Source organism: Actinomyces sp. oral taxon 169 (assembly GCF_013394715.1).
Taxonomy (GTDB): domain Bacteria; phylum Actinomycetota; class Actinomycetes; order Actinomycetales; family Actinomycetaceae; genus Actinomyces.
This window is the reverse complement of sequence record NZ_CP058259.1, coordinates 1,559,338-1,575,470: the sequence shown is the minus strand read 5'-3', so window position 1 is coordinate 1,575,470 and position 16,133 is coordinate 1,559,338. Positions and strand designations below refer to the sequence as shown.

14 protein-coding genes are annotated in these 16,133 nt (G+C 68.9%); 11 read left to right on the top strand and 3 right to left on the bottom strand.

All coding sequences use genetic code 11. The features are described 5' to 3' along the window. Positions 1–36: 36 nt before the first annotated feature. Together HW274_RS06760 and aspS are read left to right on the top strand one after the other, a co-directional pair. On the top strand, positions 37–726 hold the full coding sequence (locus HW274_RS06760) for a DNA-directed RNA polymerase II (protein ID WP_256692446.1): 690 nt from the start codon (positions 37–39) through the stop codon (positions 724–726). A gap of 106 nt (positions 727–832) precedes the next feature. Next, entirely contained in the window at positions 833–2,632 is a 1,800-nt protein-coding gene (gene aspS / locus HW274_RS06755; protein ID WP_185988440.1) for an aspartate--tRNA ligase, read from the top strand. Between the two features lie 110 nt (positions 2,633–2,742). On the opposite strand, the gene HW274_RS06750 is transcribed toward aspS, so the two are convergent. From HW274_RS06750 to HW274_RS06740, 3 genes are all read right to left on the bottom strand, one after another. Then, positions 2,743–4,299: a serine/threonine-protein kinase gene (locus tag HW274_RS06750; RefSeq protein ID WP_185988439.1), complete on the bottom strand. Its 1,557-nt coding sequence runs from the start codon at positions 4,297–4,299 to the stop codon at positions 2,743–2,745. Positions 4,300–4,513: 214 nt separating this feature from the next. After that, a complete protein-coding gene (locus HW274_RS06745; protein ID WP_009405546.1) occupies positions 4,514–4,837 on the bottom strand; it encodes a hypothetical protein in 324 nt (107 codons plus the stop codon). Continuing rightward, positions 4,821–5,150, bottom strand: a complete 330-nt coding sequence (locus HW274_RS06740) for a metalloregulator ArsR/SmtB family transcription factor (protein ID WP_004564836.1) — start codon at positions 5,148–5,150, stop codon at positions 4,821–4,823. The genes HW274_RS06745 and HW274_RS06740 overlap by 17 nt, the downstream gene beginning before the upstream one ends. A gap of 84 nt (positions 5,151–5,234) precedes the next feature. Here HW274_RS06740 and HW274_RS06735 point away from each other — a divergent pair, with 84 nt between their 5' ends. From HW274_RS06735 to aroC, 9 genes are all read left to right on the top strand, one after another. Then, complete coding sequence (locus tag HW274_RS06735) at positions 5,235–6,011, top strand: glycerophosphoryl diester phosphodiesterase (RefSeq protein ID WP_185988438.1); 777 nt, start codon at positions 5,235–5,237, stop codon at positions 6,009–6,011. Positions 6,012–6,068: 57 nt separating this feature from the next. Beyond that, entirely contained in the window at positions 6,069–6,686 is a 618-nt protein-coding gene (locus HW274_RS06730; protein ID WP_075253896.1) for an L-threonylcarbamoyladenylate synthase, read from the top strand. A 129-nt stretch (positions 6,687–6,815) separates the two neighbouring features. Then, the gene (locus HW274_RS06725) at positions 6,816–8,219 is read left to right on the top strand and encodes a replication-associated recombination protein A (protein WP_075253895.1); all 1,404 of its coding nucleotides are present in this window, start codon (positions 6,816–6,818) and stop codon (positions 8,217–8,219) included. 260 nt (positions 8,220–8,479) lie between these two features. After that, positions 8,480–9,103 (top strand): 30S ribosomal protein S4, encoded by a 624-nt coding sequence (gene rpsD / locus HW274_RS06720; RefSeq protein ID WP_009747225.1) that lies wholly within the window; start codon positions 8,480–8,482, stop codon positions 9,101–9,103. 237 nt (positions 9,104–9,340) lie between these two features. Further along, entirely contained in the window at positions 9,341–12,052 is a 2,712-nt protein-coding gene (alaS, locus tag HW274_RS06715; protein WP_185988437.1) for an alanine--tRNA ligase, read from the top strand. Positions 12,053–12,091: 39 nt separating this feature from the next. Then, complete coding sequence (ruvX, locus tag HW274_RS06710) at positions 12,092–12,607, top strand: Holliday junction resolvase RuvX (protein ID WP_185988436.1); 516 nt, start codon at positions 12,092–12,094, stop codon at positions 12,605–12,607. Next, on the top strand, positions 12,604–13,815 hold the full coding sequence (gene mltG, locus HW274_RS06705; RefSeq protein ID WP_075253892.1) for an endolytic transglycosylase MltG: 1,212 nt from the start codon (positions 12,604–12,606) through the stop codon (positions 13,813–13,815). The genes ruvX and mltG overlap by 4 nt, the downstream gene beginning before the upstream one ends. Beyond that, a complete protein-coding gene (locus HW274_RS06700) occupies positions 13,808–14,788 on the top strand; it encodes a shikimate dehydrogenase (RefSeq protein ID WP_185988435.1) in 981 nt (326 codons plus the stop codon). The genes mltG and HW274_RS06700 overlap by 8 nt, the downstream gene beginning before the upstream one ends. 70 nt (positions 14,789–14,858) lie before the next feature. Then, a complete protein-coding gene (gene aroC, locus HW274_RS06695; protein ID WP_185988434.1) occupies positions 14,859–16,091 on the top strand; it encodes a chorismate synthase in 1,233 nt (410 codons plus the stop codon). Positions 16,092–16,133 lie beyond the last annotated feature (42 nt).

The following is a 16,133-nucleotide window of genomic DNA, read 5'->3' as shown; positions in this document are numbered from 1 at the left end:
CGGATCGGCTTGAGGTGCCTCCAGGGATCACCTCGGATGCTGGTCATCGTCTGCTTCGTGCTCCTGGCCTCCTTGGTAGCGGTGGTCTCCACGAGCCCCGTCGCCAGCGCGGACACCAAGACCGGTCCCTCCACCACGGGAACCGCCTCAACAGTCAGCCCCTCGACGGTCGCCGTCGGAGGAACGATCATGTACACGCTCTCGGGATTCCCCAGCGGCGTGACGGTCCAGGTCCTCATCGACGACGGCGCACCGGTCGCCTCGCGCCCCGGGGAGTCCGAGGTGGTCACCACGATCACCGTCAAGAAGGACGGCACCGCCGCAGGCTCCTTCGAGCTGCCCGAGTACGTCGAGCAGGGCAACCACTGGCTGCGATTCCGGGTCTTCGGGGCCCAGGGGGAGAGCGGCCAGGAGGGCAACGCGGCGGACTACACCAACAAGAGCCCCTACTTCACGGTATCGGGTGTCACGGTCATAGGTGGGTCCTCCCCTCCCACCGTTCCACCGGCTCCCACCCCGCCGCCCCGTCAGGTCGCGGCCTCGGGCCGGGCCAACGGCGCCGCCGCCGGCATCCAAGCCGCGGGGCCCGGTGGTGAGTCGTCCGGTTTCCCAATCATCGGTGCTTTCGTCCTTGGGCTCAGTGTGATCCTGGTGGTGCTGTCGGTGCTCGTGGCGATCAACCGTCGCAGGATGGCTGCCTATCAGCGTCGTCGGGCCATGGCCTGAGGACTGAGGCCCGAGCTCCTTGTAAACTGCCGCCGGCGCCCACCCGTCTCGTGGTGCGCCCCGACGGGCACCGGCTCAGTGCCCCACACGGAAGGAACTCAGCACCGTGCTGCGAACCCGAACCGCAGGCTCCCTGCGCGCCTCAGACATTGGCCAGGTCATCACCCTCACTGGATGGGTGGATCGACGTCGTGACCACGGAGGCGTGGCCTTCATCGACTTGCGGGACGCCTCGGGGATCGCTCAGGTCGTTATCCGCGAGGAGATCGCCCACGACCTGCGCGCCGAGTACGTCCTGGCCGTCACCGGGGAGGTGAGCGCCAGGCCCGAGGGCAACGCCAACCCGAACCTGCCTACCGGCGAGATCGAGGTCGTCGTCTCCGACGTCGAGATTCTCAACGCCTCCGCGCCGCTGCCCTTCCAGGTCTCCGACCACGCCGAGGACGCCGGACAGGTCGGTGAGGAGGCACGTCTGCGCTACCGCTACCTCGACCTGCGGCGCAGCGCCATGCAGCACGCCATCCGCCTTCGTGCCAAGGTCAGCCAGGCCGCCCGCAGGGTCCTGGACTCCCATGACTTCGTGGAGATCGAGACCCCCACCCTGACCCGCTCCACCCCGGAGGGCGCCCGCGACTTCCTGGTCCCGGCTCGGCTGGCACCGGGCTCCTGGTACGCCCTGCCGCAGAGCCCGCAGCTGTTCAAGCAGCTCCTCATGGTCGCCGGCATGGAGCGCTACTACCAGATCGCCCGCTGCTACCGCGATGAGGACTTCCGCGCCGACCGCCAGCCCGAGTTCACTCAGCTCGACGTGGAGATGAGCTTCGTCGAGCAGGACGACGTCATCGCCGTTGCCGAGGACGTGCTGCGCGAGGTGTGGGCGCTCATCGACTACGAGCTGCCCACTCCCATCGCCCGCATGACCTACCACGACGCCATGGAGAGGTGCGGCTCGGACAAGCCCGACCTGCGCTTCGGCTGCGAGCTGGTGGACCTCACCGACTACTTCAAGGACACCACCTTCCGGGTCTTCCAGAATCCCTACGTGGGCGCCGTCGTCATGCCCGGTGGGGCCTCCCAGTCCCGACGCACCTTCGACGCCTGGCAGGAGTGGGCCAAGCAGCGCGGCGCCAAGGGCCTGGCCTATGTCACCGTTGCCGAGGACGGGACCCTCGGCGGGCCCGTCGCCAAGAACATCACCGACGCCGAGCGCGAGGGCCTGGCACAGGCTGCCGGCGCTGCGCCCGGCGACTGCATCTTCTTCGCCGCCGGGCCGGTGGACTCCTCGCGCGCCCTGCTGGGCGCCGCCCGTCTGGAGATCGGCAAGCGCTGCGGCCTCATCGACGACGACGAGTGGTCCTTCGTGTGGGTCGTGGACGCCCCCCTGTTCAAGCCCTCCGCCGAGGCCAAGGCCGACGGCGACGTGGCCCTGGGCAAGTCCGCCTGGACCGCGGTCCACCACGCCTTCACCTCGCCTAAGCCCGAGTGCCTCGACACCTTCGACACCGACCCGGGAAGCGCTCTGGCCTACGCCTACGACATCGTCTGCAACGGCAACGAGATCGGTGGCGGCTCCATCCGTATCCACCGCAGCGACGTCCAGGAGCGCGTCTTCAACGTCATGGGGATCGGCGAGCAGGAGGCCCAGGAGAAGTTCGGCTTCCTGCTGGACGCCTTCAAGTTTGGTGCTCCGCCGCACGGCGGTATCGCCTTCGGGTGGGACCGCATCGTCTCCCTGCTGACCCGGGCCGACTCCATCCGCGACGTCATCGCCTTCCCCAAGTCCGGTGGCGGCTTCGACCCGCTGACCGAGGCGCCCGCCCCGATCACGCCTGAACAGCGCAAGGAGGCCGGGGTCGACGCCGAGCCCGACACGGCCGACAAGCCTGAGGGAGCGAATAAGGCCTGAGAGCCCACAGGACCCACGGCGAACCGAGATGGTCGACGGGTGCGCGTCAGAACGAATGCTCTGGCGCGCACCCGTCGATGGCTTGAGACCTCGATACTGGCTCGGTAGCTCTACAACCGGCCCAGGACGCAGGCGAAACCCCGGCTGCCCGCAGCCCACTCCTCATCATTGGGACCGAGCGTGTTGATCGTGTAGCTGGTGGACAGGTCGAGCCCGTAGCGCTGTGCGTAGTCGCTGGTGCAGGTGGCCGTGACCTGAGGGTCATTCCTCATGGCCTCGGTGGCGGTGGAAGCGGTCGTGGCCGGATCGAAGGTTCCGCCGGCGAAGACGATCCAGTCGGCCTGGGAGCAGTCGGCCTGGCTGATACTCGTGCCACCCACGACCGAGGTCGTCCGGCTCAGGCAGGTTCCCAGAGGCCACGGCATGTCGTCGGAGTAGGGGATGCCCTGGGCGTTGACCTGCGCGGGAGCCGGGGCGGTTGACGGGGAGGGTGAGGCCTTCCGGGAGCCGGGGACGGTTGCCCAGGTCGTGGTCGAGGGATGGCTGCCGGCACCCTGCTCCGCCCGGGCACCGGCATGTGGGATGGGCGAGGCAGAGGCCCGCTGGGACGCTCGGCTCGCCGAGGGCACCGAGTCGATGAGCCTGATGGCTCCCAGCACGGCGGCGGAGATGACGACGCCCGCTGTCACACCCAGTGCCAGGAGCATCAGGGCCCTGCTCGAGTGGCGTGAGCCGTCTGTAGGCGTCAGGATCGACGCAGGGCGGGGGTGGGGAGGACGCAGTGCCGAGTGAGGGGCGTTCAATGCGACGTTCGAGAGCTCACCGGCCCGAGTCAGTGCCTCGGTCAGCTCGTTGCCGTCGCGGTACCGCTGAGCGGGGTCGGGGTGCAGTGCCCGGTCGAGCAGCGGACGTAACACCTCGGGGATGCGCGTGTCGGAGGTGTCCACGGGCACCGACAAGTGGTTGATGATCTCCGGCAGGCTCTGGGGGGCGCCGTCGGCTGTGCGTCGAGGACCGCGTCCGGTCAGGAGCGCGAAAAGAACGGCCCCCATCGACCACACGTCGCCCCTGGGTGAGGGCGCGGCCAGGGTGAAGGCCTCAGGGGGAGCGAAGTCCGGCGTCATCGTCTCCAGGGTGACGGAGGAGTCGATGCCCTCGCGCTGGATGGCGGCCAGGCCGAAGTCGCTCAGACGCGGTCCTCCGTAAGCGTCAATGAGGATGTTTCCGGGCTTGATGTCGCGGTGGAGGACTCCGGCGTCGTGAGCGGCGCCCAGGGCGGAGCACACGGCCGAGATGATGCTGACGGCCTGGGCGGCGCTGAGCTCGCCGCGCTGCAGGACCTGGGCCAAGGAGCCTCCGTCACAGCGTTCCATGACCAGGTAGGGGCGCCCGTCGGGAAGCACTCCGGAGTCAATCAGCGAGACCGCGTTCGGGTGCCCGCTGATCCGGCTGGCGGCCGCCATCTCCCGCATGAAACGTCGGCGGTTGCGCTCGTCGTGCAGCGGCCTGGAGTCGATCTTGACAGCCACTGGGCGCCCCAACGAGAGCTGCTCCCCGGCGTAGACGGTGGCGAATCCTCCCTGACCCAGCACCTGTCCCAGACGGACACCGGGTACAGGCGGTGCGACGTGCGCAGAAGCACCGGAAACAGGGAGGGGACTGCTCATGGGCACATGATCGTTGGGCGTGCGCATCGGCGCAAACCCGCCAATCCCTGAGCCTCATCGTCCAGGGGGTGCCCGTCTGCGTCGGGCGCCGTCGGCTACAGCGTTGCGGGAAACCGTGAGGGCCTCTTGCCGACGTATGTCATTCGGCAAGAGGCCCTCACAGGGGCGCACCCCCTGAAGACGGATCCCGTCCAGAGGTGACTGACTGCGTCGCTCAGGCGGCGTGCGTGCAGGTCGGGCAGGTGCAGTCCTCGCAGGTGCACGAGGAGCAGGAGTCCGAGCAGTGCTCGCACGAGCAGGTGTTGTGGTTGCAGGTGGGGCAGGTGCAGTCCTCGCACTCGCACACGGCACAGGGGTCCGAGCAGTGCTCGCACGAGCAGGTGTCGCACTCGTCGTAGTGGCCGTTGTCCTCGTGGTGGGCGTGGCCGTTGTGAATGTAGTCCACGTGGTCTCCGTGGATGACGGCGAGGTGCCCGCAGTCGGGGCCGTGGGTGTGCTGGTGGGCCTCAGCGGGGCGGTGCTCAGTGGTGGCAGTCATGATCGTGCTCCTTCGTGTGCTCGAGGGTGTCGATGAAGATGGATGCGACATGGTCGTCGATGAGGGAGTAGCTCTGGCGCTTGCCGTCGCGGACCGACTCGACCAGGTGGGCGTTGCGCAGGACCCGCAGGTGGTGCGAGACCAGGGGCTGGGAGACACCGAGGAACGTCACCAGCTCGGTGACGTCAGCCGGTGAGCTGATGAGGCGGTAGACGATGCTCGCCCTCATGGGGTGAGCCAGCGCCTTGAACAGCTGCACCACGGCCGAGTCCTCCCCGAGGGGGGCCTCCGGTGGGGTGGCGACCTTTCGCATACAAGGGATTTTATATCAACTTGCCTTGATGTCAAAGCGCTCTTCCGCGGAGTGCGCTCGTGCGGCTCATGTAGCATTCCGGCCATGTCATCGGTGACCTCAGACAGTGGTGGGCGCGTGTGCGGCGACGAGCAGCGCATGATCTTCGGGCACCGGGGCCTGAGCTCGCTGGCCCCGGAGAACACCATGGCCGCTTTCCGTTGTGCGGTGGATCATCGGGTGACGTGGGTGGAGGCCGACGTCGACGTCATCGCCGACGGAACGGTCATCATCTGCCATGACTCCACCCTGGACCGGACCACGAATCGCACCGGTCGGTACGACGATCTGACGGCGGCCGATCTGGCGGACATCGACGCCGGAGGCTGGTTCTCCCCTCGGTTCGCGGGTGAGCCGCTTCCCACCCTGGGCGATCTCATCGACCTCATGAACGACACCGGCCTCAACGCCAATATCGAGATCAAGCCCAACGGGACTGGCAAGGAGGCGAGCCTGCGTCTCATCGACGGCGTCATCACGCAGCTCGAGCGTCTGCGTCCCGATGTCAAGGTCATCGTCTCCTCCTTCAGCCACCTCCTGCTCCACCTGTTCAAGCAGCGCGCCCCTGAGGTCCCCGTGGGGTGCCTCTACGAGAGGCGCGCACTGTCGGACGACTGGAGGAGCACGCTGGAGATCGTGGGCGCCGACTACATCCACCCTGAAGACTCCGGCCTGACCCGGCAGCAGGTTCAGGAGTTTCGGGCCGCGGGCTACGGCGTCAACGTCTGGACCGTCAACTCGCCAAGTCGGGCCAACGAGCTCTTCAACTGGGGGGTCACCGGCGTCTTCTCCGACGTCGCCCACCAGATCCCTGGCTGCTGATGGCTGTCTGTGCCTAGAACGCTATGTGAGAACCATCACCCGGGGTAGGGTAGGGGTATGGCACGTTACATCGAGCTCCACCCCGTCAACCCGCAGACGCGTCTGGTTGAGAAGGTCGTCGACACGTTGCGCGACGGCGGCCTGGTCGCCTACCCCACCGACTCCGGATACGCCCTGGCCTGTGCGCCGGGCAACAAGGAGGGACTGGACCGGATCCGCACCATCCGCCAGCTCGACGGCAAGCACAACTTCACCTTCGTGTGCGCCGACTTCGCCCAGGTCGGGCCGCTGGCCATCGTGGGCAACAACGCGTTCCGGCTCATTAAGCGGCTCACCCCGGGGCCGTGGACCTTCATCCTCAAGGGCACAAAAGACGTGCCCCGGATGACGCTCAACCCCAAGAAGCACACGCTGGGCGTGCGCATCCCCGACCACGCCATCACCCAGTCCCTCGTCGCCGAGTTCGGCGCCCCCATCCTGTCCTCCACCTTCATCCGCCCCGGCCAGGAGGAGCCCGAGACCAACGGATGGGAGATCCAGGAGTCGCTGGGCCACCTCATCGACGTCGTCATCGAGGGCCCGGTCGGGCAGGGCGAGCCCACCAGCGTCGTCGACCTGACCGACGACGTCCCCGAGGTGCTGCGCGAGGGCGCCGGAGACGTCAGCCTCCTGTGACCGACCTGTGATCGATTCGGCCATCGCCGCGCCGGCGGTGCTCGCCGGACCCACCTCCACGTCAGACCTTGCAAGCCCCTGAAGATCGTGCGGCCGCGGGCCCGGCGGCTGGGGAGATAGGGTCGGCGCATGGACCTGTTCGAGTCGGCCGGCACGGATGACGCCGGGATCCCCGCGGACTCCCACGCGCCGCTGGCGGTGCGGATGCGGCCGCGCACACTCGATGAGCTTCAGGGGCAGGCGCACCTGCTCGCTCCCGGATCGCCTCTGCGCCGCCTCGTGGAGCCGGCTGAGGCGGGCAGGGGCGCCCATGCCGGTGAACGGGGTGGCGCCGCACGGCCGTCAAGCTCCTCCCTGTCCTCGGTCATCCTGTGGGGCCCACCCGGAACTGGCAAGACGACGCTGGCCTACCTGGTGGCACGGGGCAGCGGCCGCCGGTTCGTGGAGCTGTCGGCGGTCACGGCCGGCGTCAAGGACGTGCGCGCCGTCGTAACCGATGCCAGGCGCCGTCTGGCGGCGGGGGAGGAGACGGTGCTGTTCATCGACGAGGTGCACCGATTCTCCCGCTCCCAGCAGGACGCCCTGCTGCCCAGCGTGGAGAACCGGTGGGTGACGCTCATCGCGGCCACCACGGAGAACCCGTCCTTCAGCGTCGTCTCACCGCTGCTGTCCCGCTCCCTGCTCCTGACGCTCCAGCCTCTGGGGGCCGATGACATCGGGCGCGTGATTGATCGCGCGCTGGATGACGAGCGGGGCCTGGCCGGCGCCGTGGGCATCAGTGAGGAGGCTCGCGAGCAGATCGTGCGCATGGCCGGCTCCGACGCCCGCAAGGCGCTCACGGTGCTGGAGGCCGCCGCCGGCACGGTCCTGGCGCAGACACCTGCTTCCGGTACGTCGCCTCTCATCGAGATCGCCGACGTCGAGCGGGCCGCTGACGTGGCGGCGGTGCGTTACGACCGCGCCGGAGACCAGCATTACGACGTCATCAGCGCTTTCATCAAGTCGATGCGCGGCTCGGACTCCGACGCCACGATGCACTACCTGGCGCGCATGATCGCCGCCGGGGAGGACCCCCGCTATATCGCCCGCCGCATCGTCATCCACGCCGCCGAGGACGTCGGGCTCGCCGACCCGACGGTGCTGTCCACCGCCGTGGCCGCCCAGCAGGCGGTCGCCATGATCGGGATGCCGGAGTCCGGGCTCATCCTGGCTGAGGCCGCGCTCGCCGTGGCCACCGCTCCTAAGTCCAACGCGGTCACTGTGGCGCTCAACGAGTCGCTGGCCGATGTACGGGCCGGTAAGGCCGTGGCCGTGCCCGCTCACCTGCGCGATGCCCATTACGCCGGGGCCGAGGGGCTCGGGCACGGCAAGGGCTACCGCTACCCGCACGACTTCCCCCACGCCGTCGTCGGCCAGCAGTACCTGCCCGACGGGCTCGAGGGCAGCCGGTACTACCGGCCCACCGGAAACGGCTTCGAGAAGCAGCTGGCCTCCCGCCTCGAGGCGGTCAGGCGCATCCTCGATGAGCGATAGCGGGCATCGTGAATGCCTCAGGTGGGGTCGGGCAGAGCTTGAGGACCGTCTCACACCGGGCGGTTCCAACCTGGGTTTTCGCCGGTGAGCACGCTACAGTTCTCGAGTTGTCCACATCGGAGACGGAAGGCGCCTGCTGCAGGTGCTACCGGCCGACGACGATGCGGACCTCCTGGGGTCCCGGCCCGAACTGAGGCTTGACCCCGCGCCGTCGGCTCCTGCCACGGCGTGCGACCATCGATCCGACAGGAATGACACACATGAGCTCTTCACGCTCCCGCCGCCAGGTGCGCCTCTCTCGCGCCCTCGGTATCCCGCTGACCCCCAAGGCCGTGCGCTACTTCGAGCGCCGCCCCTACGGCCCCGGTGAGCACGGCCGCGCCCGCCGTCGCACCGAGTCCGACTACGCCGTCCGTCTCAAGGAGAAGCAGCGTCTGCGCGCCCAGTACGGCATCCGCGAGGCCCAGCTCCAGCGCGTCTTCGAGGAGGCCCGTCGCGGCCAGGGCCTGACCGGTGAGTCCCTCGTTGAGCTGCTCGAGATGCGCCTGGACGCCCTCGTTCTGCGCTCCGGGATCGCCCGCACCATCGCCCAGGCCCGCCAGGACGTGGTCCACCGCCACATCCTCGTCGACGGCAAGGTCGTGGACCGCCCCTCCTACCGCGTCAAGCCCGGCCAGACCATCCAGGTCCGTCCCCGCTCCCAGGTGATGGTGCCCTTCCAGGTCGCCGCCGCCGGTGCGCACCGCGACGTGCTGCCCCCCGTCCCGGAGTACCTCAACGTGGACCTCGAGAAGCTCTCGGCCACGCTGGTGCGCCGCCCCAAGCGCGACGAGGTCCCCGTGACCTGTGACGTCCAGATGGTCGTCGAGTACTACTCGCGCTGACCCTCACGCCCACCTGACGCCGGGGCGCCCCGGACCCATGAGAGGTTCGGGGCGCCCCGGCGTGGGAGTACGCTCACCACGGAGCAACTCGACCGGCTCCGCGCCCGCAGGCGACTGGCTCCACCGTCTCCGCCGCGTACCTGGCCGGCCGGTCGGCCACACCACACCGTCCACCCGCCCAGCACCAGGCCCAAGAGCCGCAGTGCCTGGGCACACCTCGAACAGGATGAGGACCCCATGCGCACATCCGAGATCCGCAGCCGCTGGCTGGACTACTTCGCCGCGAACGAGCACGAGATCCGGCCCTCGGTCTCCCTGGTGTCTCCCGAGCCCTCCATCCTGTTCACCGTGGCCGGCATGGTGCCCTTCATCCCCTACATCCTGGGTACCGAGGAGGCCCCCTGGCCCCGGGCCGCCTCGGTGCAGAAGTGCATCCGCACCAATGACATCGACAACGTCGGTATCACGACGCGCCACGGCACCTTCTTCCAGATGAACGGCAACTTCTCCTTCGGCGACTACTTCAAGGAGGGGGCCATCTCCTACGCCTGGGGCCTGCTGACAGGCAGCCGCGAGGAGGGCGGCTACGGTCTGGATGGGGACCGGCTGTGGATGACGATCTGGGAGGAGGACCAGGTCTCCCTGGACTACTGGACCCGTGAGATCGGGGTTCCCGCCGAGCGGATCCAGCTCCTTCCCTTCAAGGACATCTCCTGGTCCACGGGCCAGCCCGGCCCGGCCGGCTCCTGCTGCGAGGTCCACTACGACCGCGGCCCCGCCTACGGGCCCGACGGCGGTCCCGCCGTCGACACCCAGGGCGACCGCTTCCTGGAGATCTGGAACCTCGTCTTCGACGAGTTCCTGCGCGGAGAGGGCAAGGGGCACGACTTCGAGCTCCTGGGCAAGCTCGACCAGACGGCCATCGATACCGGTGCCGGTCTGGAGCGCCTGGCCTTCATCATGCAGGACAAGCCCAACATGTACGAGATCGACGAGGTCTTCCCCGTTATCAAGGCCGCCGAGGAGCTGTCCGGAAAGGCCTACGGCCGCGGCTCGGCCGGCCCCGAGGCGGGCGAGGCCTACCACGATGACGTGCGCATGCGGGTCGTCGCCGACCACGTGCGCTCCGCCCTCATGCTCATCTGCGACGGCGTGCGCCCCGGCAACGACGGCCGCGGCTACGTTCTGCGCCGCCTCATCCGCAGGGCCGTGCGCTCCATGCGCCTGCTCGGCGTCGACGAGGCCGCCATGCCCACTCTGCTGACCGTTTCGAAGGACGCCATGAAGGCCTCCTACCCCGAGCTGGAGACCGGCTGGAGCACCATCTCCGAGGTGGCCTACGGCGAGGAGGACGCCTTCCGCCGCACCTTGGCCGCCGGCACCACGATCCTGGACACCGCGGTGGCCTCGGCCAAGAAGGAGGCGGGCCGCTCTGGGCGTCCGCTGGTGTCGGGCAAGAGCGCCTTCGAGCTGCATGACACCTACGGCTTCCCCATCGACCTGACCCTGGAGATGGCGGCCGAGCAGGGGGTCGATGTCGATGAGAGCGCCTTCCGCAGCCTCATGAACGAGCAGAAGGAGCGCGCTCGGGCCGACGCGCGCGCCAAGAAGACCGGACATGCCGACATCCGCGTCTTCCGCGAGCTGGAGAAGGAGATGGGCGGGGGCTCGACCTTCCTGGGCTACACCGAGTCCTCCGCCGATGCTACCGTCACCGGGATCCTCGTCGACGGCGTCCCGCAGAGCGTCGTCACCGCCCCGGCCGAGGTCGAGGTCGTCCTGGACCGGACTCCGTTCTGGGCCGAGATGGGTGGCCAGCTCGCCGACCAGGGCACGATCCGGTTGGCCGACGGCGGCACCGTCGAGGTCGACGACGTCCAGGCCCCCGTCAAGGGGCTGCATGTCCACCGTGGCACTCTGACCGAGGGCACGATCGCGGTGGGGGAGAAGGCCTTCGCCCAGATCGACTCGGCGCGCCGCCTGGCGATCGCCCGGGCCCACACCTCCACCCACATGGTGCACAAGGCGCTCCACGAGATCGTCTCCGACAATGCCACCCAGGCCGGCAGCGAGAACTCGCCCTCCCGCATGCGCTTCGACTTCCGCCATGGCTCCGCCCTGGCCTCGGACCAGATCTCCGGCATTGAGGAGCGGGTCAACAACAGGCTGTCGGAGGACCTGGCCGTCACCGACGAGGTCATGGACATCGACGCCGCCCGCGCTGCAGGCGCCATGGCCCTGTTCGGGGAGAAGTACGGCAAGCAGGTGCGGGTCGTCTCCATCGGGGGTGACTGGTCCAAGGAGCTGTGCGCCGGCACTCACGTGCCCAGCACCGGCCACATCGGCCGCATCGCGGTGCTGGGCGAGTCCTCGATCGGCTCGGGCGTGCGCCGCATCGACGCCCTCGTCGGTGAGGGCGCCTACGGCTACCAGGCCAAGGAGCACGCGCTGGTCTCCCAGCTCTCCACCATGGTCGGGGGCCGCCCCGAGGACCTGCCCGAGCGAGTCGAGAGCCTCATGACGCGCCTGAAGGAAGCCGAGAAGCGCCTGGCCGCGGCCGAGCAGGCGGCGCTGTCGGCGCGCACGGCCGGCATCGTCTCCGACGCCGTCCGGCTGGGCGAGGTCCGTCTGGCCTCAGCCGACCTTGGGACCGTCGGCTCGGCCGACGCCGTACGCTCGCTGGTCCTCGACACCCGCAGCCGACTCGGTGACGCCGAGCCCGCCGTCGTCGCCATCGGCGCGGTCGTCGGCTCGCGTCCGGTCGTGGTGGTGGCCACCAATACCGGTGCCCGTGACCAGGGCATCCGTGCCGGTGCCCTGGTGCGCACCGCCGCCCAGGTGCTGGGCGGCGGAGGCGGCGGCAAGGACGACCTGGCCCAGGGCGGTGGTCAGAACCCTCAGGCCCTGGACGAGGCGCTGCGTGCCGTCGCCGAGCAGATCCAGGCCTGATCCAGGAAACCGGCCCGCCCCGCACTCGCAGCAGATCCTGTGACAGACTCATCGGCTCAACCGGACCCGACGCAATTCCGTCCCGGCGTACGCATCGCCTTCGACGTCGGAAAGGCACGCATTGGTGTCGCTCGTTGCGATCAGGACGCGATCCTGTCGTTTCCTGTGGTAACTCTCAGGCGGGACCGCTATGGTGCAGACCTCGACGAGGCCGTTGACCTCGTCGAGGAGTACGGTGCCTTCGAGGTGATCGTCGGTCTGCCCAAGCACATGGGCGGCGGCAGCTCGAGCTCGACCAGGGACGCCCGCCAGTGGGCGCGAGACCTGGCGAGCCGGCTGCCTCAGCGGGTGTGCGTCCGGCTGGTCGACGAGCGGCTCACCACCGTCTCTGCTCACCGGGATCTGCACGCGGCCGGCCTGAAGGAAAGGAGCTTCCGCGGTATTGTCGACCAAGCGGCATCGGTCGTCATCCTCGAACAGGCCATCACCACTGAGCGGATGTCCGGGGTCCCGGCCGGTGAGCGAGTCCACCCGATCAAGAGAGGCAGAGCGTGAGCCACGACGATTTCTTCGCCGAGCTCGGCATCCAGCGCGATGAGGACGCTGGTGACGCCAAGGACAAGCCCAAGAGCCGCAGGCAGCGGCGTATGGAGAAGGTCGAGCGCCGTCAGCGCAAACGGCGCCGGCACTGGCTGACGAGCCTTGTCATCGTCATCACCCTCGTGGCCGTCGGCGTCCTGGGCTACAAGGCCATCGGGATCATGCGCGACGCCTCCGCCCAGGCGACTCACGCCGAGGACTACAAGGGTGAGGGCGAGGGCGAGGTCACCGTGACGATCCCGGAGGGGGCCTCCGGAGCTGATATCGGTGACATCCTCCAGAGCAAGGGTGTCGTCGCCTCCGGCAAGGCCTTCACCAATGCGGCGAAGAACAACCCGAAGGGCAATACGATCCAGCCGGGTACCTACAAGCTCAAGAAGAAGATGTCCGCCAACTCCGCTCTCCAGGCGCTGCTTGATCCTGAGAGCAAGGGCGATCACACACTGACCATCCCCGCGGGTGTCTCCAAGCAGATCGTCAAGGACCGGCTCAAGAAGGTCGGCAGCTTCACCGATGAGCAGATCGAGGCGGCCTACGCCGACTCCGCGGCCATCGGTCTGCCCGCCGAGGCCGGCGGCAACGTCGAGGGCTGGCTCGCCCCGGGCACCTACGACGTCACTGAGAACGCCACGCCGAAGGACCTGGTCAAGAAGATGGTCTCCCAGACCGTCACCGAGCTCAAAGAGCTCAAGGTGCCCAAGGAGGACTACCAGAAGGTTCTGACCAAGGCCTCCATCGTCGAGCGCGAGGTCAACAGCGAACGGTACTACGGGCAGGCAGCGAGGGTCATTGAGAACCGTCTGTCGCAGACAGACGGCGAGACCCACGGCCTACTCCAGATGGACTCGACAGTGCAGTACGGCCTGGGACGTTATGGAGGCATCCCCACCGAGGCGGAGACTCAGGACGCCAACAACCCGTACAACACCTACGTTCACAAGGGTCTCCCGCCCGGGCCGATCGGCAGTCCCGGCGAGGCGGCCATCAAGGCGGTTCTCAACCCGCCGGCCGGGAGCTGGCTCTACTTCGTCACGGTGAACCTCGAGACCGGTGAGACCCTGTTCGCCTCCACCAACGAGGAGCAGAAGGCCAACACCAAGAAGCTCAACGACTACTGCAAGAAGAACCAGGAAATCTGCAACGGCGAGAAGAAGAGTGGCTGAGTCACCGGCCGAGGTGATCCGCCACCGTGCTGCCGTCATCGGCAGCCCGGTGAGCCACTCGCTGTCACCCGTGCTGCACCGGGCCGCCTACGCCGGGCTCGGACTGGACGGCTGGTCCTACGAGCGGCGCGAGACGGACTCGGAGGCGATGTCAGCCCTGCTCGCCGAGCTGGCCTCTCCGGTTCAGGCCGGTCCGGCCTGGGCGGGCCTGAGCGTCACCATGCCCCACAAGCAGACGCTTCTGGCGCGCCTGGACGTCATCGATCCTCTCGCCGAGGCCGTCGGCGCCGTCAACACCGTGGTGGCACAGCGCAGCGGTGCAGGAAGCGCGCTCCTGGCCGGCTTCAACACCGACGTCGCCGGTATCGTCGGCGCGCTGCGGGAGGCCGCCCGTACACAGGCGCCGGACCGTCCGGATGGCTGCCTGCGAATCGAGCAGGCCGTGGTGCTCGGATCGGGGGCCACCGCCTGCTCCGCCCTCGCGGCGCTCGGAGAGCTCCGGGCCGGCCGGATCACCGTCGTGGCCAGGCGACACGCCGGCCCCGGTCGCGCACTCAGCGCCGCGCACCGCATGGGGCTGGACATTGAGACTCTCACCTGGAAGCCGGCCGACTCCGCCTCCAACACCGAGGCGGCCGGGCGTCTGGCCGCAGCCGACGTCGTCATCTCGACCCTGCCCGCACATGCGGCTGACCCGCTGGCGCACCCACTGAGGCAGGCACTGGACCAGGCCGAGGGCACCCGCCCAGGAGCCGTCATGCTCGACGTCGTCTACGCCCCCTGGCCCACCGCCGTCGCCGGTGCCTGGGCGCACGCCGGGGGAGCCCTCGCCCCGGGCTGGCTCATGCTCCTTCACCAGGCCGTGCCCCAGGTGCAGCTCATGACCGGGCAGCAGCCCGATATCGATCTCATGCGTACCGCGCTCCTCGCGGCCCTCGCCCCCACCGCGGATACCTCGAGAACCTCACACTGACCCGCGCAACATCGACGCTCCAGGTCGGGCGACGCCAGCGGCGGCATCGGCGTGTGAGAGTATCTACCCCATGCTTCGATGGATGACGGCCGGGGAGTCCCACGGCGAGGCTCTGACCGCGGTGCTGGAAGGCGTGCCCGCGGGTGTGCGGATCACCAGTGAGGACATCCGGGCAGCACTTGCCCGGCGTCGCCTGGGGCATGGGCGCGGTGCCCGCCAAGCTTTCGAGTGCGACGAGCTGCGGGTTCTGGGAGGCATCCGCCACGGGAGCACCATCGGCAGCCCCGTCGCCCTGCAGATCGCCAACTCCGAGTGGCCCAAGTGGTCCACGGTCATGAGCGCCGACCCCGTGGCCCCCCACGACCTGCTCATCGACGCCGGCACCGGTGACGAGCGCGAGATCGCCCGCAACCGCCCGCTGACCCGCCCCAGGCCCGGGCACGCGGACCTGCCGGGGATGCTCAAGTACGACCTGCCCGAGGCCCGTCCGGTCCTGGAACGGGCCTCAGCCCGCGAGACCGCCGCCCGCGTCGCGCTGGGGGCGGTGGCCGAGGCCCTTCTGGAGCAGGTCGCCGGTATCAGGCTGGTCAGCCACGTCGTGCGGATCGGATCGGTCGCCCTGCCCGACGACGTACCCCCGCCGAGAGCTGAGGACACCGAGCGCCTGAACGCCGATCCCGTGCGCTGCACGGATTCCGCCACCAGTGCCGCCATGGTCGCCGAGATCGATGCCACCAGGAAGGACGGTGACACGCTCGGGGGCGTCGTCGAGGTCATCGCCACCGGTGTCCCGGTGGGGCTGGGCACCCACGTCAGCGCCGACCGCCGCCTCGACGCGCGACTGGCGGCCGCGCTCATGGGGATCCAGGCCGTCAAAGGCGTGGAGATCGGTGACGGCTTCGCCGAGGCGGCTCGGCGGGGCTCGGCAGCTCACGATGAGATCGTCTCAGTGGACTGTGGAAGGCTCACCCGGTCCACCAACCGCGCCGGCGGCATTGAGGGCGGTATCTCCAACGGCTCCGATGTGAGGGTACGTGCCGCTTTCAAGCCGATCTCCACGGTGCCCAGGGCACTGCGCACCGTCGACCTGGCCACGGGCGAGCCCGCCGCCGGGCTCCACCAGCGCTCCGACGTGTGCGCGGTCGTCCCCGGAGCGGTCATTGCACAGGCCATGACCGCCCTGGTCCTGGCCGATCTTCTACTGGACAAGACCGGGGGAGACTCAGTTGACGAGGCCCGACGCAACCTGCGTTCCTACCTGGACCGCATCGCTGAACGGACGCAGTGGCGAACCGAGCGGTGAATCTTGTGGCAAGTCGCTCTGCTCGGGCGATACTGATACGAC